The 20605-nt window shown below is 72.9% G+C and carries 23 protein-coding genes; 13 read left to right on the top strand and 10 right to left on the bottom strand.

What is annotated here, in order from left to right; all coding sequences use genetic code 11:
- Window positions 1-70 precede the first annotated feature (70 nt).
- Window positions 71-238 (top strand): hypothetical protein, encoded by a 168-nt coding sequence (locus ACZ63J_RS28885; protein ID WP_465303487.1) that lies wholly within the window; start codon window positions 71-73, stop codon window positions 236-238.
- Between the two features lie 273 nt (window positions 239-511).
- Window positions 512-667 carry a hypothetical protein gene (locus ACZ63J_RS28880; RefSeq protein ID WP_465401817.1) on the top strand — a complete coding sequence of 52 codons (156 nt, stop codon included), beginning with the start codon at window positions 512-514 and terminating at the stop codon, window positions 665-667.
- Here the strand turns inward: ACZ63J_RS28880 and ACZ63J_RS28875 are convergent.
- The 3 genes from ACZ63J_RS28875 to ACZ63J_RS28865 form a co-directional block, all read right to left on the bottom strand.
- Window positions 664-1296 (bottom strand): TetR/AcrR family transcriptional regulator, encoded by a 633-nt coding sequence (locus tag ACZ63J_RS28875; protein WP_465402207.1) that lies wholly within the window; start codon window positions 1294-1296, stop codon window positions 664-666. The two genes, ACZ63J_RS28880 and ACZ63J_RS28875, sit on opposite strands and share 4 nt — an antisense overlap.
- Before the next feature lie 33 nt (window positions 1297-1329).
- Window positions 1330-2211, bottom strand: coding sequence for an RNA polymerase sigma factor SigJ (gene sigJ / locus ACZ63J_RS28870; protein ID WP_465401819.1), 882 nt, complete (start codon window positions 2209-2211; stop codon window positions 1330-1332).
- Window positions 2212-2353: 142 nt separating this feature from the next.
- Window positions 2354-3403, bottom strand: coding sequence for an amidohydrolase family protein (locus ACZ63J_RS28865; RefSeq protein ID WP_465401821.1), 1050 nt, complete (start codon window positions 3401-3403; stop codon window positions 2354-2356).
- Between the two features lie 112 nt (window positions 3404-3515).
- Between ACZ63J_RS28865 and ACZ63J_RS28860 the strand changes: the two genes are divergently transcribed.
- The 4 genes from ACZ63J_RS28860 (at window position 3516) to ACZ63J_RS28845 (ending at window position 8089) form a co-directional block, all read left to right on the top strand.
- On the top strand, window positions 3516-4067 hold the full coding sequence (locus tag ACZ63J_RS28860; RefSeq protein ID WP_465401823.1) for a hypothetical protein: 552 nt from the start codon (window positions 3516-3518) through the stop codon (window positions 4065-4067).
- On the top strand, window positions 3976-4869 hold the full coding sequence (locus ACZ63J_RS28855; RefSeq protein ID WP_465401825.1) for an ABC transporter ATP-binding protein: 894 nt from the start codon (window positions 3976-3978) through the stop codon (window positions 4867-4869). Before ACZ63J_RS28860 ends, ACZ63J_RS28855 begins: the two co-directional genes overlap by 92 nt.
- On the top strand, window positions 4859-5677 hold the full coding sequence (locus ACZ63J_RS28850) for an ABC transporter permease (RefSeq protein WP_465401826.1): 819 nt from the start codon (window positions 4859-4861) through the stop codon (window positions 5675-5677). Before ACZ63J_RS28855 ends, ACZ63J_RS28850 begins: the two co-directional genes overlap by 11 nt.
- 96 nt (window positions 5678-5773) lie before the next feature.
- Window positions 5774-8089 carry a putative bifunctional diguanylate cyclase/phosphodiesterase gene (locus tag ACZ63J_RS28845; RefSeq protein WP_465401828.1) on the top strand — a complete coding sequence of 772 codons (2316 nt, stop codon included), beginning with the start codon at window positions 5774-5776 and terminating at the stop codon, window positions 8087-8089.
- A 48-nt stretch (window positions 8090-8137) separates the two neighbouring features.
- Here ACZ63J_RS28845 and ACZ63J_RS28840 read toward each other — a convergent pair whose 3' ends face one another.
- On the bottom strand, window positions 8138-8962 hold the full coding sequence (locus ACZ63J_RS28840) for a cyclase family protein (RefSeq protein ID WP_465336642.1): 825 nt from the start codon (window positions 8960-8962) through the stop codon (window positions 8138-8140).
- 98 nt (window positions 8963-9060) lie between these two features.
- On the opposite strand from ACZ63J_RS28840, the gene ACZ63J_RS28835 reads away from it, so the two are divergent.
- From ACZ63J_RS28835 to ACZ63J_RS28825, 3 genes are all read left to right on the top strand, one after another.
- Entirely contained in the window at window positions 9061-9483 is a 423-nt protein-coding gene (locus ACZ63J_RS28835) for a DUF5709 domain-containing protein (RefSeq protein WP_465303471.1), read from the top strand.
- Between the two features lie 149 nt (window positions 9484-9632).
- Entirely contained in the window at window positions 9633-10589 is a 957-nt protein-coding gene (locus ACZ63J_RS28830) for a LuxR C-terminal-related transcriptional regulator (protein ID WP_465336640.1), read from the top strand.
- A gap of 696 nt (window positions 10590-11285) precedes the next feature.
- Window positions 11286-11417: a hypothetical protein gene (locus ACZ63J_RS28825; protein WP_465401830.1), complete on the top strand. Its 132-nt coding sequence runs from the start codon at window positions 11286-11288 to the stop codon at window positions 11415-11417.
- Here ACZ63J_RS28825 and ACZ63J_RS28820 read toward each other — a convergent pair.
- Complete coding sequence (locus ACZ63J_RS28820; RefSeq protein ID WP_465336637.1) at window positions 11414-11773, bottom strand: MerR family transcriptional regulator; 360 nt, start codon at window positions 11771-11773, stop codon at window positions 11414-11416. The two genes, ACZ63J_RS28825 and ACZ63J_RS28820, sit on opposite strands and share 4 nt — an antisense overlap.
- Before the next feature lie 54 nt (window positions 11774-11827).
- Between ACZ63J_RS28820 and ACZ63J_RS28815 the strand changes: the two genes are divergently transcribed.
- A complete protein-coding gene (locus ACZ63J_RS28815) occupies window positions 11828-12964 on the top strand; it encodes an MFS transporter (RefSeq protein WP_465401832.1) in 1137 nt (378 codons plus the stop codon).
- Between the two features lie 51 nt (window positions 12965-13015).
- Here ACZ63J_RS28815 and ACZ63J_RS28810 read toward each other — a convergent pair whose 3' ends face one another.
- Entirely contained in the window at window positions 13016-14218 is a 1203-nt protein-coding gene (locus ACZ63J_RS28810) for a glycoside hydrolase family 18 protein (protein ID WP_465401834.1), read from the bottom strand.
- Window positions 14219-14365: 147 nt separating this feature from the next.
- Here ACZ63J_RS28810 and ACZ63J_RS28805 point away from each other — a divergent pair, with 147 nt between their 5' ends.
- The gene (locus ACZ63J_RS28805) at window positions 14366-14758 is read left to right on the top strand and encodes a hypothetical protein (protein ID WP_465401835.1); all 393 of its coding nucleotides are present in this window, start codon (window positions 14366-14368) and stop codon (window positions 14756-14758) included.
- Here the strand turns inward: ACZ63J_RS28805 and ACZ63J_RS28800 are convergent.
- Both ACZ63J_RS28800 and ACZ63J_RS28795 read right to left on the bottom strand, forming a co-directional pair.
- Window positions 14752-16101 (bottom strand): pyridoxal phosphate-dependent decarboxylase family protein, encoded by a 1350-nt coding sequence (locus ACZ63J_RS28800; protein ID WP_465402209.1) that lies wholly within the window; start codon window positions 16099-16101, stop codon window positions 14752-14754. The genes ACZ63J_RS28805 and ACZ63J_RS28800 overlap by 7 nt on opposite strands.
- A gap of 28 nt (window positions 16102-16129) precedes the next feature.
- Window positions 16130-16711, bottom strand: coding sequence for a YdeI/OmpD-associated family protein (locus tag ACZ63J_RS28795; protein WP_465401837.1), 582 nt, complete (start codon window positions 16709-16711; stop codon window positions 16130-16132).
- A gap of 85 nt (window positions 16712-16796) precedes the next feature.
- On the opposite strand from ACZ63J_RS28795, the gene ACZ63J_RS28790 reads away from it, so the two are divergent.
- Window positions 16797-17330, top strand: coding sequence for a GNAT family N-acetyltransferase (locus tag ACZ63J_RS28790; RefSeq protein ID WP_323322308.1), 534 nt, complete (start codon window positions 16797-16799; stop codon window positions 17328-17330).
- Here ACZ63J_RS28790 and ACZ63J_RS28785 read toward each other — a convergent pair.
- Window positions 17320-17796: a nitroreductase family deazaflavin-dependent oxidoreductase gene (locus tag ACZ63J_RS28785; protein ID WP_465336632.1), complete on the bottom strand. Its 477-nt coding sequence runs from the start codon at window positions 17794-17796 to the stop codon at window positions 17320-17322. The genes ACZ63J_RS28790 and ACZ63J_RS28785 overlap by 11 nt on opposite strands.
- 16 nt (window positions 17797-17812) lie before the next feature.
- Entirely contained in the window at window positions 17813-19798 is a 1986-nt protein-coding gene (locus ACZ63J_RS28780; protein WP_465401839.1) for a glycosyl hydrolase family 28-related protein, read from the bottom strand.
- 151 nt (window positions 19799-19949) lie between these two features.
- Here ACZ63J_RS28780 and ACZ63J_RS28775 point away from each other — a divergent pair, with 151 nt between their 5' ends.
- On the top strand, window positions 19950-20576 hold the full coding sequence (locus tag ACZ63J_RS28775) for a class I SAM-dependent methyltransferase (protein WP_465401841.1): 627 nt from the start codon (window positions 19950-19952) through the stop codon (window positions 20574-20576).
- Window positions 20577-20605 lie beyond the last annotated feature (29 nt).

Genomic DNA, 20605 nt, shown 5'->3' with positions numbered 1-20605 from the left:
CCCACAAGACCACGGGGTGTTCCCGGGTGGCCCCGCGCTGCCCTCGTGCGCCCCTGTCGAAGGAGTCGAAATGAAGGTCATCTGTTCGTTTTCGCAGCTCCTGCGGCTGGCTTTCTGGCTGACGGCGGTGGCCCTGGTGGCCGGCGTCGCGCTGGGGCAGCACGGGGACACCGCACCGCCCGTGCCGGACACGCCCGTGGTCGTCGCGCACACCGAGCCCGCGAAGGAGGTGCGGTAGCGATGCAGACCCACGCGATCGGGCTGGTCCTGGCCCTGCTGGCCGGTTTCCTCGGCTGACCGCCGGGCCGTGGTGACGCTCGCCCGGGAGCCGTCACCACGGCCGGGTGATCGTCGGCGGGCCGGGTTCGCGGTCGCGCGCCCGGGGGTACTTGTTGATCATGAACCCGAAGTTGCCGGCCCGGCCAAAAGCAGGCCGGCCTTCGAGCGGCACGTGACTGCTGTCGCAAAATCGTCGGCCGTGGCTGTGGCCGGGGCGGCAACCAACGGCAGAGTGTGGCGCTTACTGATCTCGGGGTCGCTGCGGCTCTTCCTGATCGGCGCGGTGCCGTCCGCGGCGCACCTTTCGCTGTTCGTGGGGGTGCCGGCGACGGCGATCGCGGTGCTCGTCCCGGCGCCGCAGACCCAGCACGAGCGCCTGGGCAGCTAGCCGGCCACCAGGCGGGCCAGCACGGACGGCACCGCCCGGTCGAGCTCCCCCGCCGCCGTCTCCGCGCCGGCCAGGTGCCGGAGCAGGGCCTGCTGGAACAGGCCGTCGAGCAGCGCGTACGCCACCGGCGGCGGCACGTCCACCGCCGCGGACGTCAGGTCCGCGTACCGCGAGACGACGTGCCAGATCATCTCTTCGCGGCGCCGGTCGATCTCGAGCACGTCGGCGCGGAACGACTCTTCGAACAGGCTCTGGTTGCGCAGGTCGTACCAGAGCCGGTGCATCTTGGCGTCCGCGCGCAGCGTCGCGGCCATCGCCGCCGCGAAGTCCCGCTCCAGCTCCTCCGCGGTCCGCGCGCGGGCGACGATCTCGTCGTACCGGGTGACGCAGACTTCCTCGAACTGCCGCACGCAGTGGGTCAGCAGGTCGACCTTGTCGGCGAAGTAGTAGTGCAGCACGCCGTGCGAGAAGTCCGCGTTCTGCGCGATCTCACGCAGGCTGGTGCGCGCGTAGCCGAGCTCGGCGAGCGTCTGCAGAGCCGACTCGGCCAGCTGCGCGCGCCGCTGCTCGAACTTGTCGACCTGGCGGCGGGAGATCCGGTCCCGGGTCCGCTCCTTGGCCTCCGTCACCTGCACCGCCCGTCACTTCGTGGTTGCCGAATTTCATTCTATCGAGCACTTGACCGACCACGGCCGGAGCTTCTCGGGGTTCCGGACCGCCCAGATCCGCTTGATCCGCTCGCCGGCGAACTCGAACGCCATCACCGTGACGACGGCGCCGTCGCGCTCCATCACCAGGCCCGGCCGGCCGTTGACCGTCCGCTCCCGGAGGACGGTCGACGCCAGGATCCGCGCGCCGATCTCCACCGAACGGCGCGCGATCAGCTCGGCGCCGGTGACCGGGTGCAGCACGGCGCTCACCAGGCCGCCGCCGTCGGACGTCACGCTCGCCTGCGGGTCCAGCAGCCGCACGAGCCCCTCGATGTCCTTCGCCTCCCACGCCAGCTTGAAGTCCCGGACGATCGCCGCGCTCCGGGCCGGGGACGGCTCCGGCTCCCGGGCGGCGCGGACCCGGCGGCGCGCCGACGACGCCAGCTGCCGGCACGCGGCCGGGCTCCGGCCGAGGACGCCGGAGACCTCGCCGAAGGGATAACCGAACACGTCGTGCAGGACGAACGCCACCCGCTCGGCCGGCGTCATCGCCTCCAGCACGACGAGGAACGCCATGGTGACCGACTCGTCGAGCGTGACGCGGTCGGCGGGGTCCGCCGGGCCGGCGTCCGGCAACGGCTCGGGCAGCCATTCGCCGACGTAGCGCTCCCGCCGGACGCGCGCCGAGCCGAGCACGTCCAGGCAGATGCGGCCGGCCACGGTCGTGAGCCACGCGCCGGGTGAACGGATCGCCGCGCGCTGCGGCTCGGACAGCGCGAACCAGCGCCCGTAGGCCTCCTGGACGACGTCTTCGGCGTCACTCAGCGAACCCAGGAGCCGGTAGGCGACGCCGATCAGCTGCGGCCGCTCGCTCAGCGCGGATGAGGTGCTCATGCGGTTCTGACGAACGGAAGCGGCCGACTGTGACAGCGGCTCTGCCGATTGGCGCCGATCCGGCCACGGTCACGGCCGAACGGCCCTCGTGGCAACGGTCGCCTGACCCTCGAGGGGTCGGCCTACCTCTGGCCGGACCGGCTTAGGCGCGGCTCCGCACACAACGGCCCCGCAGCACCACCGCGACCGGGTCGGCGAGCTGGTCCAGATCGGCCCGCGGGTCCCGGTCGTACACCACCGCGTCGGCCGGGGCGCCGGGCTCCAGACCGCGCAGGCCCAGGTATTCGCGCGCGCTCCACGACGCCGCGGCCAGCGCCGCTTCCGGACGCATCCCGGCGGCCGCCATGGCACGGATCTCCGCGTGGATCCCGCCGTGGGGCAGGGAGTCCGTGCCCGCCAGCACCCGCACACCGGCCTCCGCCGCGGCCGCCGTCAGCGCGCCGTGCGCCCCCGCGCCGCGCAGGAACCACGTGCGCTTCGGGCTGTCGGGCGCCTTCTGCGCGTTCGGCAGGCCCGCGACCAGCGTCGACAACGTCGGGGTCAGCGCCGTGCCCTGGGCGGCCATGCGCGCCAGCAGGTCCGGGTCGAGGCACATGCCGTGCTCCAGCGAGTCGACACCCGCCGCGACTGCCGCCGCGCCGCCTTCGGGGTGCTGGCTGTGCACCGCGACACGCCCGCCGGCCGCGTGCACCTCGCGCACCACCGCCCGCAGCACGTCCACCGGCACCGCGGAGTCGCCGATCCGCCAGTCCGCGATCAGCTTCGCCCAGCCGGTCCGTGCCGCCTGCGCGGCGGCCAGCGCCGGCAGCTCGTCGTGGTCCGCGCGGCGGCCCCAGCCGTCGAAGAACTGGCCGTGCTGGGCCAGCCACGGGCCCGCGTGCCGCGCTCGCGGCACGTCGGGGTCCTCGCCGAACCACGGCGGCGGCTCGCCCGGCAGGCCCGGCGAACGGATCAGCGTGACCCCGGCGTCGACGTGCTGGTGAAGCTGTTCCCGCAGCAGCTCCGGGTCCATCGGCTGGCCCACTTCGGCCGCGCCGGGGTGGGTGTGCGCGTCGACCAGGCCCGGGAGCAGCCAGCCCTCGCCGACCAGCGACGCGCCGGGGACCGGGTCGGTCGTCCAGCGGTCCCCGTCGGCGTAGAGGTCGACGAACTCGCCGTGCGGCAGCGCGTACCCCCGGATGCGGACGATCACCACACCGAACGTACCCGCGTACGCGCTCCGGCGTAGCCGCAAGAGCCGTCCGCAGCCGGACGACCGGAGGCGCCCGGGCCCGGACGATGTAAGGCGTCGAAAAGGAGACGCCATGACGCTGAAGACCCGGTCCCGGAAGTGGTGGCTGGTGGCGCACATCGTGTCGACCGGCGCGTGGATCGGGATCGACGCGGTGCTCGGGATCCTGGTCTGCACCGCGCTGGTCACCGACGACGCCGCCGTCCGCGCGACCAGCCTGAAGGCCCTGGAGCTGTTCGCCGTCTGGCCGATGCTGGTCGCCGCGCTGCTCGCGCTCGCCACCGGCGCCGTGCTCGCCCTCGGGTCGAAGTACGGCCTCGTCCGCTACTGGTGGGTCGCGGCGAAGCTCGCGGTCAACGTCCTGATGGCGGTGCTGATCCTCGTCGCGCTGCGGCCCGGCATCACCGCGGCCGCCGAATCCGGCCAGGACGTCGAGGGCCTGCTCTACCCCGTGATCGTCGCTCCCAGTCTGTTGCTGTTCGCCAGCGTCCTCTCGGTCTTCAAGCCGTGGGGCCGCCTCCGGAAGGAAACCCATGACCGAGCCCGTTCGGACAACCGCACTGACCAAGCGCTACGGAACCGCCGCCGCCGTCGAGGAGCTGAACCTGTCGGTGCGCGCCGGTGAGGTGTACGGCTTCCTCGGCCCCAACGGCGCGGGCAAGACGACGACCCTGCGGATGCTGCTCGGCCTGATCCGGCCGACGTCCGGCCGCGTCCGGCTCTTCGGCGCCGAACCGGGCCCCGGCAGCCTCGCCCGCGTCGGCGCGCTGATCGAAGGCCCCGCGTTCTACCCGTACCTCTCCGGCCGGGCGAACCTGCGGATCCTCGCCGACCACGCCGCGGTGAGCCGCGGCCGCGTCGACGAAGTCCTCGACGTCGTCACGCTCACCGACCGCGCGAAGGACCGGTACGCGACGTACTCGCTCGGCATGAAGCAGCGCCTCGGCCTCGCCGCGGCCCTGCTGAAGGACCCCGAGCTGGTGGTGCTCGACGAGCCGACCAACGGCCTCGACCCGGCCGGCATGGCCGACATGCGCGTGACGCTGCGCAAGCTCGCCGCGGACGGCTGCACGGTGCTGCTCTCGAGCCACCTGCTCGCCGAGGTCGAGCAGATCTGCGACCGCGTCGGCGTGCTCGACCACGGCCACCTCGTCTCCGAGACGACGGTCGAGGACCTGCGCGCCGGCGGCGCGCTGCGCGTGGTCGCCGACCCGATCGACCGGGCCCGCGACCACCTGCGCCGGCTGTACGGCGACGTCCGGGTCGACGGGAACGCCCTCGAGCTCGACGTCGACCCGGGCGAAGCCGGGCGGGTCAACGCCGAACTGGTCGGCGCAGGGCTCACGGTCACCGAGCTGCGCTGGCACGAACCCGACCTCGAACAGACCTTCCTAGCCCTGACCGGAGGCAACCCCGATGCTGCGTGACATCCGAGCCGAGCTGACCAAGCAGGCCCGCCGCCCGGCGAGCTGGCTGCTGCTGGCCGTCGCCGTTGTGCTGTCGCTGACCTTCGGCTACGCCATCCCCTACGCCGGCCTGAGCGGCGCCACGTCCGGGCCGCCGGGCTCGAACCGCGGCCTGGCGGCGATGTTGCCCGACGCCTTCGTCGGCAGCGCGCTGGGCGGGCTGCCGATCTTCGTCGGCGCCCTCGCGCTGATCTTCGGTGTGCTGGTCGCCGGGAGCGAGTACGGCTACGGCACCTGGAAGACGATCCTCGTGCAGCACCCGTCGCGCGTCGCGGTCTACGGCGCGAAGCTGGTCACCGTCGCCGCCGCGGCGCTGGCCGTGGTGCTCGCGCTGTTCGCCGCGACCGCCGGCGCGAGCGCGCTCGTCGCGTCCCTCGAAGGTCAGGCGCTCGTCTGGCCGCCGATCGCCGACGTCCTGCGCGGCCTCGGCGCCGGGTGGCTCGTCGCGACCATGTGGGGCACGCTCGGCGTGCTGCTGGCGGTCGGCCTGCGCTCGGTCGCGCTGCCGATCGGCCTCGGCCTGGTGTGGCTGCTGGCGGTGCAGAACCTGCTCGCCTCGATCGCCGCGCCGTTGCTCGACTGGGTGGCACAGCTGCAGAAGGCGCTGCCCGGCCCGAACGCCGGGGCGCTGGCCGCCGCGTTCGGGGCGAACGCGCCCGGCGTCGGGCAGATCGTCGGATCGGGGCAGGCCACGGCCGTGCTGGCCGGCTACGTGCTCGTGTTCGGGGCGCTCGGCGGCTGGCTGCTGCACCGCCGTGACATCGCCTGACGCGGGGTGCCGGCCACCGGTGCGGTGAGCCGGCGCCACCGCCCGCGCGGTGTACTGTTTGCCGGTCCGACCGGCGGGTGACCCACGTGAGGTGCCATGACAGTGCGGCGGTACCCAGTGGCGGTCCTGCTCGTCCTCGTCACGGTGGCCCTGGTCGTGGTGAACGGCTTCGCGTTCTGGGGCGACACGTTCGCGCTGTGGATCGACGACGCCATGCAGCTGAGCGCCGGCGTCGGTGCCGTCGTCTGCGGCTTCCTGGTGGCCCGCCGGGTCCGCGGCCACCAGCGCTGGTGGCGGGTCCTGGTCGCGGCCGGCATGGCCGACTGGTCGCTCGGCCAGTGCGTCTGGTCCTGGTACCAGCTCATCGACGGGCGCGGGCTGCCCTCGCCGTCGCTGGCCGACGTCGGGTACCTGAGCTTCCCGGTGTTCGCGCTCGCCGCCCTGTTCGTGCTGGCCCGGGCGCGCGTCCGGCCGGACCGCGAACGCTTCCAGCCCGCGCAGTGGACCGCGCACTTCGGCGTCGCGGTGGTGCTCGACGGCCTGATCGTCACCGGCTCGCTGTTCATCCTCACCTGGACCGCGGCGCTCGGGCAGCTGGTCCGGGCCACCGCGCCGGACAAGCTGACCTGGGCCGTCGCCATCTCCTACCCGCTGTCGGACCTGGTGATCGTGGTCGTGGCGGTGCTGCTGGTCGTGTTCGACCGGGTCGACCGCCCCTACCGCGCGAACCTGCTGCTGGCCGCGGTCGGGATCGTCGCGCTGGCCGCGTCCGACAGTGTGTTCGCCTATCTGGTCAGCATCGGCGCGGAGAGCATGAAGCCGTGGTCGGACGGCGGTTTTGTGCTCGGCCCGCTGTTCATCGCGTTCGCGCTGCTGGTGACGCCGGGAGCGCGCCGCCGGGACGAGGCCGGGTCGCCGGGCGGCGTCGACTGGTGGCAGCTGGCGCTGCCGTACGTCCCGGTGACCGCGGTGGCGCTGCTGATCACCGTGCAGCTGATCGCCGGCGCGGGCCCGGACGGCGTCGAGGTGTTCGTCGGCGTGCTGGTGGTCTTCCTGGTACTGGCCCGGCAGCTGCTTTCGTTGCTGGACAACAGGTTGCTGCTGCGCCGGGTGTACGAGGGCCAGCAGCAGCTGACCCACCAGGCCTACCACGACCCGCTGACCGGGCTGGCCAACCGCGCGCTCTTCGCCGACCGGCTGGACCGGGCCGTCGAGCAGGGCGCCGAGGGCGGGCAGCGGCCGCTCGTGCTGATCTTCGTCGACCTCGACGACTTCAAGGAGGTCAACGACCGGTTCGGGCACGCGGGCGGCGACGTCCTGCTGCACGCCGTCGCCCAGCGGCTGCTGAGCTGCGTGCGCGCGACCGACACGGTGGCGCGCCTGGGCGGTGACGAGTTCGCGATCCTGCTGGAGGGTGAGCTGGACGCGCCGCAGGCGGTCGCCGACCGGATCCAGGGCGCGCTGCGGCGGCCGTTCGCCGTGCACGGCACGCTCGTCCCGGTCCGCGCGAGCATGGGCCTGGTGGTGCCGGACCCGGCCGAGCCGCTGGTGACGTCGGACGTGCTGCTGGGCCGCGCGGACACGTCGATGTACGCGGGCAAGCGGCTGGGCAAGGACACGACGGTCGTCTACCGGCCGTCGCAGGACGGCCCGCCCGACTTCCCGGCGGCGCTGCGCCGGGCTTCCGGCGGCATCCCGGAGGGCTTCGGGCTGGTGTTCCAGCCGATCGTCCGGCTGGCCGACGAGACCCCGGTGGCCGTGGAGGCGCTGGCCCGCTGGACCACCCGCGACGGCACGTCGGTCTCCCCCGAGACGTTCGTCCGCGCGGCCGAAAGCGCCGGGCTCGGCGCCGAGCTGGACGCGCTGGTGCTCGACCTGGCCTGCCGCGAGATCACCGCGGCCGGACTGGACCTGACCGTGCACGTCAACGTCTGCGCGAGCCGGCTGGGCGCGGCCGCGCTGGAGGAGAGCGTCGCGGCGGCCCTGGGCCGGTACGGGCTGCCCGCGTCCCGGCTGGTCGTCGAGATCACCGAGACGGTGCCGGTGCCCGACCTGGCCGCGGGCGCGGCCGCGATCCGCCGCCTGCAGGCTCTCGGCGTCCGGGTGGCGCTCGACGACTTCGGCGCCGGGTACAGCTCGCTGACCGTGCTGCACGCGCTGCCGGTCGACCTGATCAAGCTGGACCGCGCGCTGACGACCGGCGTCCAGCCGGAACGCGACGCGGCGTTGTGCCGGTCGCTGGTCGGGCTGTGCGCCGACCTCGACCTCGACGTCGTCGCCGAGGGGATCGAGACGGCCGAGCAGGCCGAACTGGTGGTCCGGGCGGGGTGTCCCGCCGCCCAGGGGTACCGGTTCGGCCGCCCGGCGCCGCTGTCCGCGCTACGGCTCACGAGTCTGCCGCAGCTGTCGTGAGTGGTAATTGGGGTTCTAACCCGAATTACCACTCACGACATCTTTCGGCTAAGCCCGCACTCCCGGCGGCAGCACGCCGAAGATCGTCGCCGTCGAGCCCGCGCCCTTGCGGTTGATCGGGCCGCCCGCCAGCACCCACGCCCCCGTCGTCGGCAGCGCCTTCAGGTTCGCCAGGATCTCCAGGCTGATCCGGTGCCGCCGGTAGACGAGCTTCGACACCGTGTAGGTCTCGTCGAGGCCGACGTCCGGGCTGAACGTGTCGGTGCCGGTGCCGCCGCGGCGGCCCAGCCGGCCGGTGTCGATCAGCCACTTCACCGCCGGGATGGAGAAGCCGGGCTGGTGCAGCACGCCGTCGGCGCCGGTGTTCGGGTAGGCCGGGGTGCCCCACTTGGCGTCCCAGCCGGTCCAGAGCACCACGACGGCCTCGTCGGGGATCCGGCCGTGGCTCCGCTCCCACGCCTTGAGGTCGTCGACCGTGACGGCGTAGTCGGGGTTGCGCGCGGCCTTCGCTCTCACGTCGATCTTGACGGCGGGCCGGAATAGATCGGCCGGGTCCATGTCGTCCGCGAGCGGCTCGCCGGTGTTGAAGTGCCCGGGCGCGCCCCAGTGCGTCCCCGTGTGCTCGCCTTCGCGGACGAACTGCAGGTAGTAGCCGTCGTCGGGGATCGTGGCGATGGTTTCCAGCTCGAAGGCCGGGTCGCCGGGGAACACGTTGGTCGTGGCCGGGTCGTTGACGTGCGACAGGTTGACCAGGTTGAGCTGGTCGAGCCGCACCGGCGGCGTCGCTTGCGCGGCCTGGGCCGTCCGCCCGGACAGCGCGGCGCCGAACACCCCGGCCAGCCCCGCGGCCAGCACCCTGCGTCTCATCGGCATGGGGAATCACCTTTCACCGGAACACCGCCCGTGCGGCGGCCTGCACGGTGATATCACCCGCGCCCGCCGCGGCCAAGGAGTTGCGCGAGGATGGGCGCATGGACGACGACATCGAAGACCACGCCGACGAAGGCATCCTCGATCCCGAGGACACTTTGGACGACCGCGACGAGCAGGCGGAGGGTTATTCACCGCCGGAACGCCCGCGGGGCACCGAAGAATGGGGCACCACCGCGCGCGAGGCCGCCGAAGGCGAGAGCTGGGAAGGCCGGCTGGCGCGCGAGGTCCCGGACGTCGAGGACGAGGAGGGTGACGGCCTCGGCGACAGCGACGACACCGACGGCGAGCTGATCGACGACGAGGTCGGCGACGTCCGCGCGGGCCGCCTGGTCGCGACCGACGAAGGCTTCGGCGAAGACAGCGACGAAGAGCTCTACGCGTCCGACGCGGGCATCGACGGCGGCGCGGCGTCGGCGGAGGAAGCGGCCGTCCACGTGATCGACCCTTCGCGGCGCTGGTGAGGTGACCGGACCCGCCCCCACGACGGGTCCGGTCCCCCGATTTCCGCGAGCGGCCTAATCCTTTCCCCCGTCCGGCGCGTGAGGGTAGGTGGCAGAGCGGTCAGCGTCCGGATCCGGCCGGGCCCCGTCCCTGCCGCGGAGGGACACGGATGCTGGAAGGGCTGCTGACGGCCGGCGCCGGCGCGCTGTACGACACGATGGTGCGCACCGGGCCGGTGCCGCTCGACGACCCGCGGGCCGAGAGCCCGGAGATGCGGGAGCTGTTCGACCGCGGGTTCGTGCGCCGCGACTACCGCGAAGACCCGGTGATCGCGCCGATGGAGCCGGTCCGCGCGGTCGACCACGCCATCCTGGGCGCCCAGCAGCGGCTGCTGGAGCAGCAGCGCCAGATCGTCGCCGCGCGTCAGCAGCTCGACATGCTGCAGGCGGTGTACCGGGCCGCGAACGGCACGGGCGGCGACTCGGCGGTCGAGGTCCTCACCGACCCGCGGCGCATCGGCTCGCTGTCGCTGGAGCTGTGCCTGTCGGCGCGCGAGGAGTTCCTGACGTTCACCACGCGCCACTTCCGCCGGAAGCCGGACGCGAGCACGGTGATGCGCCTGCCCGAAGCGGTGACGGAGCGCGGAGTGCGCCTGCGCAACGTCTACGAGCGCGCGGCCCTGGAGTTCGACGGCGCGAAGGAGATCGTCGACGCGAGTGTCGCGGCGGGCTGGACCATGCGGGTGGCCCCGGAGCTGCCGATGAAGATGGTGGTCGCGGACCGGCATTCCGCGCTGGTGCCGCTGGACCCGAGCGGCATGGAGGGCGCGGTGTTCGTCCGCAGCCCGACGATCGTGGCGGCCCTGCGCATGCTGTTCGAGCTGGTCTGGAGCCAGTCGGTGGCGGTCCACGGCCCGGCGGCCCAGCCCCGCCACGGCCTGACCCCGACGCAGGAGAAGGTCCTGGACCTCCTGGCCACGGGCATGACGGACGGAGCGATCGCCCGCCACCTCGACGTGAGCGAGCGAACGGTCCGGAGGCACGTGCAGGGGCTGTTGGAGGCGTTGCAGGCGGACAACCGGGTGGCGGCGGTCTTCGCCGCGACCCGGCTGGGCTGGCTGGGCTGAGGCCCGGTCGCGGCGGCAGATTCAGCGGCAGATCGCCGACGCGCGGGTGCGCCGAAGGGCGCGGCCCGAAGCGCGACTCGCAAGCTGGGCCGAGGCCAAGCGCGGGATCGCAGCCCGGCCGCACCACCACGCGGCCACAACCCGGCCTCGCAGCCCGAACCGGCGGGATCACCGCCAGGCAAACCCGTCGGCCGCACCACCACGCGGCCACGGTCCGGCGTCGCAGCCTGAACCGGCGGGATCACCGCCAGGCAAACCCGGCCGCCGCGACCTCGCACCCACGGTCCGGCCTCGCAGCCTGAACCGGCGGGATCGCCGCCTCGGCTGTACCGAGGGCGGTCGTGCCACGCCCACCCCGCGCTACTCCATCTTCTTGCACTCCGGCGGCCCGTGGGTCCAGATCCAGATGCACACCCCCGGCCCCCGCACCCCCGGGGGATCACCGGCCGCCGCGGCCACAGGTGCTGTCGCCGTCACAATCGCCGCTGCCGCGAGCAAGCTCGCCAGCACGCGCTTGACCATGCCTCTTCCTTCCGCGCCGTGATCTCCCCGGCCCAACGTAAGACCCCCGGCAGCCCACCGGCAGGGGCGGCTTCGGCCAGTGTCCGGTTCCGGCCACTGTCCGCCCGGCCGGAACCGGACGTTGGCCGCCCTCGACCGGTGCGCCGCGCCGTCCGGGCTCCTACCGTCGATCGCATGGGAGACGACGTGCCGCCGCGCTGGTGGGCCGAGGAGGGCGCTCGTCCCCGGCCGGAACCGCCCGGCTGGTGGCCCGAAGCCGACACCCTGCACTGGGTCAGTCAGACCGCGCCCGCAGAACCCGATTAGCCGGCCCGCACGACGTCCAGGTACTCCGAAATCGCGTCCCGGTTGCGCAGCAGGCACTCCGCGCGCCGGGTCATGCGGTCGCGTTCGGCCTCCAGGGTCGCGATCATCTCCGGGGTCGCGTCCGGGAAGTGGATCGCGCGGGGCTTGTCGAGGCAGGGCAGGATCTGTTTGATGATCCGGGTGGGCAGCCCGGCGTCGAGCAGCCCGCGCACCTGGATGACGCGGTCGACCGACGGCTCGTCGTAGTCGCGGTAGCCGTTGGGGCCGCGGGCGGCGATGATCAGGCCCTGCTCTTCGTAGTACCGGAGCAGCCGGCGGGCCGTGCCGGTGCGCTCCGAGAGTTCGCCGATCCGCATGTGCGCCACCTCACGTAGACCTTCACACGTATGTGAAGGTTCGAGCATAACGGCATGAAGAGCTCGCTTCTCGCCCTCACCACCGCCGCGTTCGTCACCGTGCTCACCGAAGCGCTGCCCGCGGGCGTGCTGCCCGGCATGAGCGCGAGCCTGGGCGTCGGCGAGCCCGCCGCGGGCCAGGCCGTGACGATCTACGCGCTCGGCACCGCCCTCACCGCGATCCCCCTCGCCGCGGCCACGGCGACCTGGCCCCGCAAGCGTTTGCTGCTGACCGGAGTGGCCGGGTTCGCCGTCGCCAACACCGTCACGGCGCTCTCGCCCGACTACGCGCTGACGATGGTGGCCCGGTTCGTCGCCGGGGTGGCCGCGGGGGTCGTCTGGGCGCTGCTGGCCGGGTACGCGCGCCGGCTCGCGTCGCCGGAAAACCAGGGCAAGGCCATCGCGGTCGTGATGGCCGGCATCCCGCTCGCGCTCTCCCTCGGCATCCCGGCCGGGACGTTCCTCGGCGGCCTGGCCGGCTGGCGCTCGGCGTTCGGCGTCATGTCGGTGATCGCCGCCGTGCTGCTCGCCTGGATCGCCGCGCGGGTCCCGGACCAGCCCGGACAGGCCGGCGGCCGCGTGCCGGTGCTGCGCACGCTCACCGTGCCGGGCGTGCTGCCGGTCCTCGCCGTGACGCTGGTGTTCGTGCTGGCCCACACCGTGCTCTACACCTACATCGCCGCGTTCCTCGGCCACGCCGGGATAACCGCCGTCGACGCCGTGCTGCTCGTGTTCGGCGTCGCGTCGATGGCCGGGATCTTCGTCGTCGGCGCGGTGATCGACCGCGCGCTGCGCACCCTGATGGTGCTGAGCACGGTCCTCGTCGCGGGGGCGGCGACGCTGCTCGCGGTGTTCGCGGGCAGCCCGGCGCTGGTCTTCGCCGCGGTGGCGCTGTGGGGCCTCGGCTGGGGCGGTGTCCCGACACTGCTGCAGACGGCGGCCGGGAACGCCGGCGGCGAGGCGGCGGACAACGCGCAGGCCATGCTCGTCACCTTGTGGAACGCCGCGATGGCCGCGGGCGGGGTGGCCGGCGGGGTGCTGCTCGACGCCGCCGGGCCGGCGTCCTTCCCGTGGACGCTGCTGGTGCTCCTGCTGCCGGTGCTCGCCGTGGTCGTCGGCGCCCGGCGGCACGGCTTCCCGGCCCGGTCCTGAGTGGACGAAGGGCCCGGGCGGGTTCGCGCCCGGGCCCTCCAGCTAAGGGGTTCAGCAGCGGCCCGCGATGGCCCGCAGCAGCTCCGCGTTGGTGGTGTCGCCGGACAGCTCCCAGGCGAACACCCCGCCGAGCCCCTGCGACTTCGCGTAGCCGGCCTTGGCCGACGCGGTCTCGGGGGTGTCGTAGCTCCACCACTGCGAGCCGCACTTCGCGTACGCCGTACCGGCGATCTTGCCGTTGGCGGGACAGGTCGTCTTGAGGACCTTGTAGTTCTCGACGCCGTCCTCGCCGGTCGTCGTCCCGGTCACCGGACCGGTCGCGGCGCCGCCCGGCTGCTTCTGCGTGACGCCGTCCCAGCCGCGGCCGTAGAACCCGAGGCCCAGCAACATCTTCGACGACGGAACACCCTGGTGGCGCAGCTTCTGGATGGCCGCGTCGGCGTAGAACCCGGCGGTCGGGATGCCCGGGTAGGACCGCAACGGCGAGTGCGGCGCGGTCGGCCCGGTCGGGCTGGCACCGGAGACGAAGTAGTCGTAGGTCATCACGTTGTACCAGTCGAGGTAGCGGCTCGCCCCGGCGTAGTCGTTCGCGTCGATCTTGCCGTTCTTCGAGCCGTCGGCGGTGATCGCGGCGGTGACGAGCTGCTTGTGCCCGAACTTGTCGCGCAGCGCCTTGACCAGCGCCGTGAACGCCTTCGGCCCGCTGGTGTCGCAGGTCAGGCCGCAGGCGTTCGGGTACTCCCAGTCGATGTCGATGCCGTCGAAGACCCCGGCCCAGCGCGGGTCGTTGACGAGGTTGTAGCAGGACTCGGCGAACGCGGCCGGGTTCTTCGCCGCCTCGGTGAAGCCGCTCGACCAGGTCCAGCCGCCGAAGGACCACAGCACCTTGAGCTTCGGGTGCAGCTTCTTCAGCTGGAGGATCTGGTTGAAGCTGCCGTGCAGGGCGCCGCTGTCGGCCTGGCCGTTGACGCTCATGGCGGCGTCGTAGGGCATGTCGTGGTCGGCCCACGGGTCGCCGACGGCGCAGCCGCCGCCGGTCACGTTGCCGAACGCGTAGTTGATGTGGGTCAGCTTCGCGGCCGACCCGGACGTCTCGATGTCCTTGACGTGGTAGTTGCGGGCGTAGACGTCCCAGTCGGCGAAGTAGGCCATCACCTTGCCCTGGGCCTGCCCCGCTTCGGCGGGCGGCGCGACGACCGAGGCGCCGGCCAACGCCAGTACGGCGACGGCGATGCTTTTCCTGAAGCGGAGCACGGAATTCTCCTTCGGCGAGCCGGCCGGTCGGACGCGCTGAGGCTAACAGGTCCAGACCACTGCGGACCAGGGTGAATCGTTGCGGTCAAAGGGTTTCGCACTGGCCCCGGAGCCGGGTCCGGATTCACCGCATGGGATGATCCCGCGATGACCGAGTTCGGCTGCGCCCGCTGCTCCGGCGAAGACGCCCTGACCGCGCTGGCGTTCTGCACGACCCGCCTGCGCGAAACCCACCGCCTGGTCGAACAGTCGCATTTCGGCATCTCCCTGCGCGAATGTCCCGAATGCGGCCAGGCGTTCGCCGCGATCTTCTCCGAGTTCGTCGACTGGTCCGGCGGCGAGGACGCGCAGTACTTCGACTACGTCCCGCTCACCGCCGCCGAGGTGACCTCGTTGGCGGCGCAGGGATCCCGGGTGGACCTCGTGCGGCTCGGCGCGCTCGGCAGCGTCCGGCGGCGGCTCTCGTCGAGCTGGCCGACCGGCGCGGAGAAGGAGATCGGCTGGCGGACGGACTCGCTTTCGGTGCGCGAAGGCTACTGAGCGGCCAGGCGGAGGATCGCCGCGGCCGAGCGGTCGACGTCTTCCTCCGTCGTCGACCAGTTGGACACCGAAATCCGCAGGAGACGGCGGCCGCGCCAGGTCGTGCCGCCGAGCCAGCAGGTGCCGTCGTGCTGGACGTTCCCGACGATCGTGTCGGTCCGGGCGTCGTCGCCGAAGGACACCAGGACCTGGTTGAGCACGACGTCGTTCGCGATCTCGGCGCCGCCGTCGGCGAGCTTCCCCGCGAAGCGGCGGGCCAGGCGGCAGCAGCGGTCGACGAGCTCGGCGACACCGTCGCGGCCCAGTTCGCGCAGCGCGGCCCAGACCGCGAACCCGCGGGCGCGGCGCGACGACTCCGGCGTCAGGTCCCCCATGCCGGACACCTCACCGGCGCCGGTGAGGTAGGCCGCGCGGTTGGCGAAAGCGGCGGCGTGGGCGTCCGGGTGGGCGCAGAAGGCGAACCCCGAGTCGTACGGGACGTTCAGCCATTTGTGCCCGTCGCAGGCCCAGGAGTCGGCCAGCCCGGCCCCGTCGACGAGGCCCGCGGTGGCCGGGTTGGCCGCCGCCCAGAGCCCGAAAGCGCCGTCGACGTGCAGCCACGCGCCCTTGGCGGCTTCGCGGGCGGCGCGGAGGTCGTCACACGCCCCGGTGTTCACGTTTCCCGCCTGGACGCAGACGATCGCCGGCCCGGTGCCGGCGTCGACGACGCGCGCGAGGTCGGCGACGTCGATCGCGCCCTGCGGCCCGGCGGCCACCGGCTCGACGGCCCGGGTGCCGAACCCCAGCAGCCGCAGGGACCGGTCGATGGTGGCGTGCCGCTCTTCACTCGCGATGACGCGGACGCGCGGCGCGCCGGTGAGCCCGTCCCGCTCGACGTCCCAGCCCGCCTCGGCGAGCACGTGGTGCCGCGCGGCGGCGAGCCCGGCGGTGTTGGCGGCCTGGCCGCCGGTGACGAACCCGGCCGACGCGGTGGCGGGAATGCCGAGCAGGTCCTTCAGCCAGTCACCGGCGGCGGCTTCGGCGGCCGCGGCGGCCGGCGAGAGGACGGCGTTGAAGGCGTTCTGGTCCCAGCCCGCGGTGAGGACGTCGGCGGCGGTGGCGGCGGGCAGGGACCCGCCGATGACGAACCCGAAGAACCGCGGCCCGGCGGTGGCGACCAGCCCGGGCCCGGCGGCCCGGGCGAGCTCCTCCAGCACGGCGGACGGCTGCGTCGGGGCGTCGCGCAGCTCCCCGAACCCGGCACGCAGGGCGGCGGGATCGACGGCTCGGGCGACCGGCCGGTCCGGCAGGCTTTCGCGGTGGTCGGCGGCCAGCTCGGCGGCCCGGGCCAGGAGGTCACGCATCTCGTCCACGGCCCGACTCTAGGCCCCGCTAAGCCGCCTTCGGGTGGGCCGCGCGGCGGTTCTCCCGGGCCAGCTCGACCGTCGTCGCGATCCGGCGCTGCCGGGTCTCCGGCCGCTTGGCCTTCGCGATCCACTCCAGGATCAGCCGCTTCGACGACGGCGGGAACGCCGCGAAGTGCGCGGCCGCACCCGCGTCGAAAGCCCGCTCCAGGTCCGCCGGCACGACTCCGTCCTGAGCCGGCGCCAGCACGTCCCAGGTCCCCGTCCGCCGGGCGAGGTCGACCATCGCCTGTCCCGCCGGAGTCATCAGCCCCGCCGACGTCAGCCGCTCCACGCGCAGGCGGTTCACGCGGCTCCACGTGCTCTTCGGCTTGCGCGGCGTGAAGCACAGGTACGTGCTCTCCGCGTCGCGCCGGAGCGCCTTGCTGTCGATCCAGCCGAAGCACAGCGCCTGCTCCATCGCTTCGTGGACCAGCACGCCGGGCTCGGCGCTGTGCTTGCGCCGGATCACCAGCCAGACCGACGACGTCGTGCCGCACGACGCCAGCCACTCCCGCCACTCGGCGACCGACGTGACCTTCAGCACCGCGATGCCTTCCAAAGTCTCCATGCCCACATCATCGAGGGTGAAGTGTTCACCTTCTGAGCACTTTGCCGTGGGAACAATCGGGACCCTCCCGGCGTAGCGTCTTGATATGGAGACTGCGCTCAGCACCGACCGCCTCGTGATCCGGGACTGGACGGTGGACGACGCCGAAGCCGCGTTCGAGATCTACGGCGCGGAAGACGTCACGCACTGGCTGACCCCGGCCATGGACCGGGTCGGCGACGTCGGCGCCATGCGCGCCGTGCTGAACGCGTGGCAGGAGGCGCAGCCCAACCTCTGGCCGCCGCGCGGGCGCTGGGCCGTGGAGCGCAAGGAGGACGGCGCCGTGATCGGCGGCCTCGGCATCCGGCTGCTCCCGCCGTACGAAGAGGACCTCGAGCTGAGCTGGCAGCTCAGCCCCGGTGTCTGGGGCCAGGGTTACGCGTCGGAGGCGGCGCAGGCGCTCATCCAGTGGGCGTTCACGCAGGACACCGACGAGCTGTTCGCGGTCGCCCGGCCGAACAACACGCGCGCGATCGCCGTCGCCAAGCGGCTCGGCATGCAGTGGGTCGGCGAGACCGACAAGTACTACAACCTGCGGCTGCAGGTGTACCGGATCCGGCACACCGACCTCATGGACTGACCGGCTCCAGCAGGAAGACGCGGATCTCGCGGTGCTCGGCCCGCACGGCGTACTGGTCGTACGCGGGCCAGTACGCGGCGACCGCGTCCCACATCTCCTGGCGCTCGTCGCCGGCCAGCAGCCGCGCGGTGACCTCGACTGCGCGGCCGGCGATGGTCATCGAGGCCTTCGGCTCGGCGAGCAGGTTGCCCGACCAGGCCGGGTGCGCCTCGCCGCCGAAGTTCGAGCCGATGACGACGTACCCGCCGGCGCGCTCGACGTACAGCAGCGGCACCTGCCGCGGCTCCCCGCTGCGGCGCCCGATGGTGGTGAGCAGCATGGTCCGCAGCCCGACCGCCGTGCCGACGCCGAACCGGCCGCCGCTGACCCGCAGCAGCACCCGGTCGGCCGGCGCGAGCGCGCGCCCGACCGCCGCGAACGCCTTGCTCTTGCCGATCCCCGCAAAGACCTTCCGCAACTCCGCCACGTGCCAAACCCTAGCCTCACCAGGCCGACGGCGCCGGGGGCGGCACGACCGGCGGCCGGTCGTCGCAGGTGATGGTGTTCGGCAGCAGCCACGGCGCGAGCCAGCCGCCGTCGTTGCCGCCGAGGTCGGTCAGCGCGAACTCCGACCCGGTGGGCGGGAAGTTGAACGACCCGCAGTTGTTGACCCCGACCGCGCCGACGTTGCGCGCGTCGACGTTGCGGAACGACGCCGAGCCGGCCGACCGGGCGCTGAGCACCGACGTCCCGGCGCCGTCGACCCGCAGGTCCGCGAACTTCAGCCCGGTGATCGAGTACTTGTCCTTCACCGGGAAGTCGCTGACGAGCATGATCGCGTTGTAGGTGTTGTCGAGGAAGTGGTCACCGGTGACCTCGACGTCGGCGGCGATGTCCCGCTCCAGGGCGTAGAACCAGAGCGCGCCCAGCCCGATCCGCCAGTTCAGTTCGAAGGTGCCCGCCCGCACGGTGGTGTTGTCCGTGATCCGCAGCTTCCCGGTGAACGGCTCGGCGCCGAAGCGCGAGCCGGCCTGGATCGCGCTGCCTTCGCGGATCGGGTCGGCGACGAGGTTGCCGGTCACGGTTGTGTCCGTGCCGCCGTAGATCGCGATCCCGTTGGCCAGCACCGGGGTCTGGACGGTGTTGCGGCTGAACGTGTTCCGCGCGTTCTCGGTTTTCTCCGACCACATCGCGAGGCCGTCGTCGCCGGTGTTGCGGACGAAGTTGTTCGCCACCAACGAATCCGTGACGCCGGTGTGGAAGTTCAGCCCGTCGGCGACCTGGTCGGCGATGACGTTGCCGGTGACGCGCGTGTTCTTCATCGGGCCGTCGAACCACAGGCCCACCTTGGTGTGGTGCAGGTACAGACCGTCCACAGTGGAGTCGCTGAGCGCGCCGCCGACGGCGTTGACCTGGTCGGTGTCGATGCGCTCCCGGACGTCGCCGACGATCGCGAAGCCGGAGAGGTGGACGTTGTGGCTGCCGCCGGCCGCGGCGTCCTTGCCGTAGAAGCCGACGCCGGTGTGGACCGAGCCGTCCGGCGCCGGGGTGTCCAGCTTGACCTCGTGCCCCCGGACGATCGTGTACCAGCTGCCGGCGCCCTCGATCGTGACGTCGTCGACGATGATGTGCCGGTTGACCTGGTAGGTGCCCGGCGGCAGGTAGACCTTGAGGTGCGCCCGGCGGGCGAAGGCGATCGCGCGGTCGAGCGCGTCGGCGGAGTCACGCCGGCCGGTCGGGTCGGCGCCGAAGAGCAGCACGTTCGCGGCGAAGAGGTCGACGTGCGGCGGCGCGACCAGTTCGGAGTCGAGCAGGTCGACGACCGTCCACGCGGCGGGCGTCCCGGCCGGGACGGTCAGCTCGACCTTGTCCCCCGCCCGGTAGGTCCTGCCGAGCAGCAGGCGCTGTTCGTCGTAGAAGTGGCTGGGGCGGAAGGGTTTCGTGATCACCGGCGCCGGGGTGGTGGCCGCGGGCACACACGAGCACTCCGTGATCCACCAGTCCGGGTGCAGCAGGTCCGCGGCCGGGTCGTTGGTGAACGGGTACTGGTTGTAGAGCCAGGAGTACTGCGAGGTCAGCGTCATCCGCTGCCGGTGCGCGCCGTTCACGGTGACGTCGAGCGGCGCGGTGATCCCGCCGCCGCCCGGCGCGTCCGGGATGCTGTACCGGACGGTGATCGCGTTCGCCGCGGCGGGCAGCGTGAACTCGACGTGCTGCCCGGCGCTCAGCTGGACCGCGCGCCGCCCGGAGGCCTCGGCGGGCAGGGTGTAGGCCGAGCGGTCCGGGCCGATCACGACGCCGTTCGTGCGGGCGTTCTCGGCCTCCTGCTCCAGGAAGCCGACGGGGGCGCCGCGCCCGGCGACCAGGCCCGGGTCGAGCGCCGCGCGCGTCACGACGGGCCGGTCCGCGGCGGCGGTCGCGGGGGCCGCGACCGAAACGAGCGCGGTGACCACCGCGACGAGCGTGGCTCCGAACGTGCGCAGCGACATCGCGGCCTCGATTCTCTCGGGAGTGCGGCGGAAGAGTAGGTCGCGCACACCCGAACCCACAAGGTGTTGCCCCGATTTTGCCCGAACTTACTCGGTACTTGCACGTATCAATACAGAAGTTGCGCAACCCGACGTCTGGCAGGGTGAGCCCATGACTCGTCCCGAAACCGCCGCCGAGGTCTTCGACGCGCTCGGCAAGGACTACGAAACCGCCTTCCGCGCCGCGACCGCCCAGCGGGACACGATCACCGACCTGCTCGAGTCGCTGCCCGCGGCCGCGAAGGTGCTCGACCTCGGCGCCGGCACCGGCCGCCCGGTCGCCGAGCGGCTGGCCGCCGCGGGCCACGAGGTGACCGGCTACGACGTCGCCCCGAAGATGGTCGAGCTCGCGCGGGCGCAGGTGCCCGCCGCGCGCTTCGAGCTCGGGGACATGCGTGAGCTGAGCTTCGACGACGGTTCCTGGGACGCGATCACGGCGTTCTTCTCGATGCTGCAGCTCCCCCGGCCCGACCAGGAGACGATGATCGGCCGGTTCGCGGCCTGGCTGAAGCCCGGCGGCCTGCTGGTGTTCGCGACCGTGCCGGCCGATGTGGACGGCGTCGACATCGTCTTCATGGGACACCCGGTGCGCGCGAGCAGCTTCGCGGCCGACGCGCTGGCCGAGCGCCTGCGGGCGGTGGGCCTGGAGATCGTGCGCGAGGAGCACGCGGAGTTCGTCCCGGACCACCCCGGCGCCACACCCGAGCCGCACGTCTACCTGACCGCGCGCAAGCCTTGATGGGTCGATCGTGGCGTCAACCCCTCACA

The sequence above is a fragment of the Amycolatopsis sp. NPDC104863 genome (genome assembly GCF_055582965.1).
The sequence above is the reverse complement of the archived record's forward strand: the minus strand, read 5'-3'. Positions and strand labels throughout refer to the sequence as shown.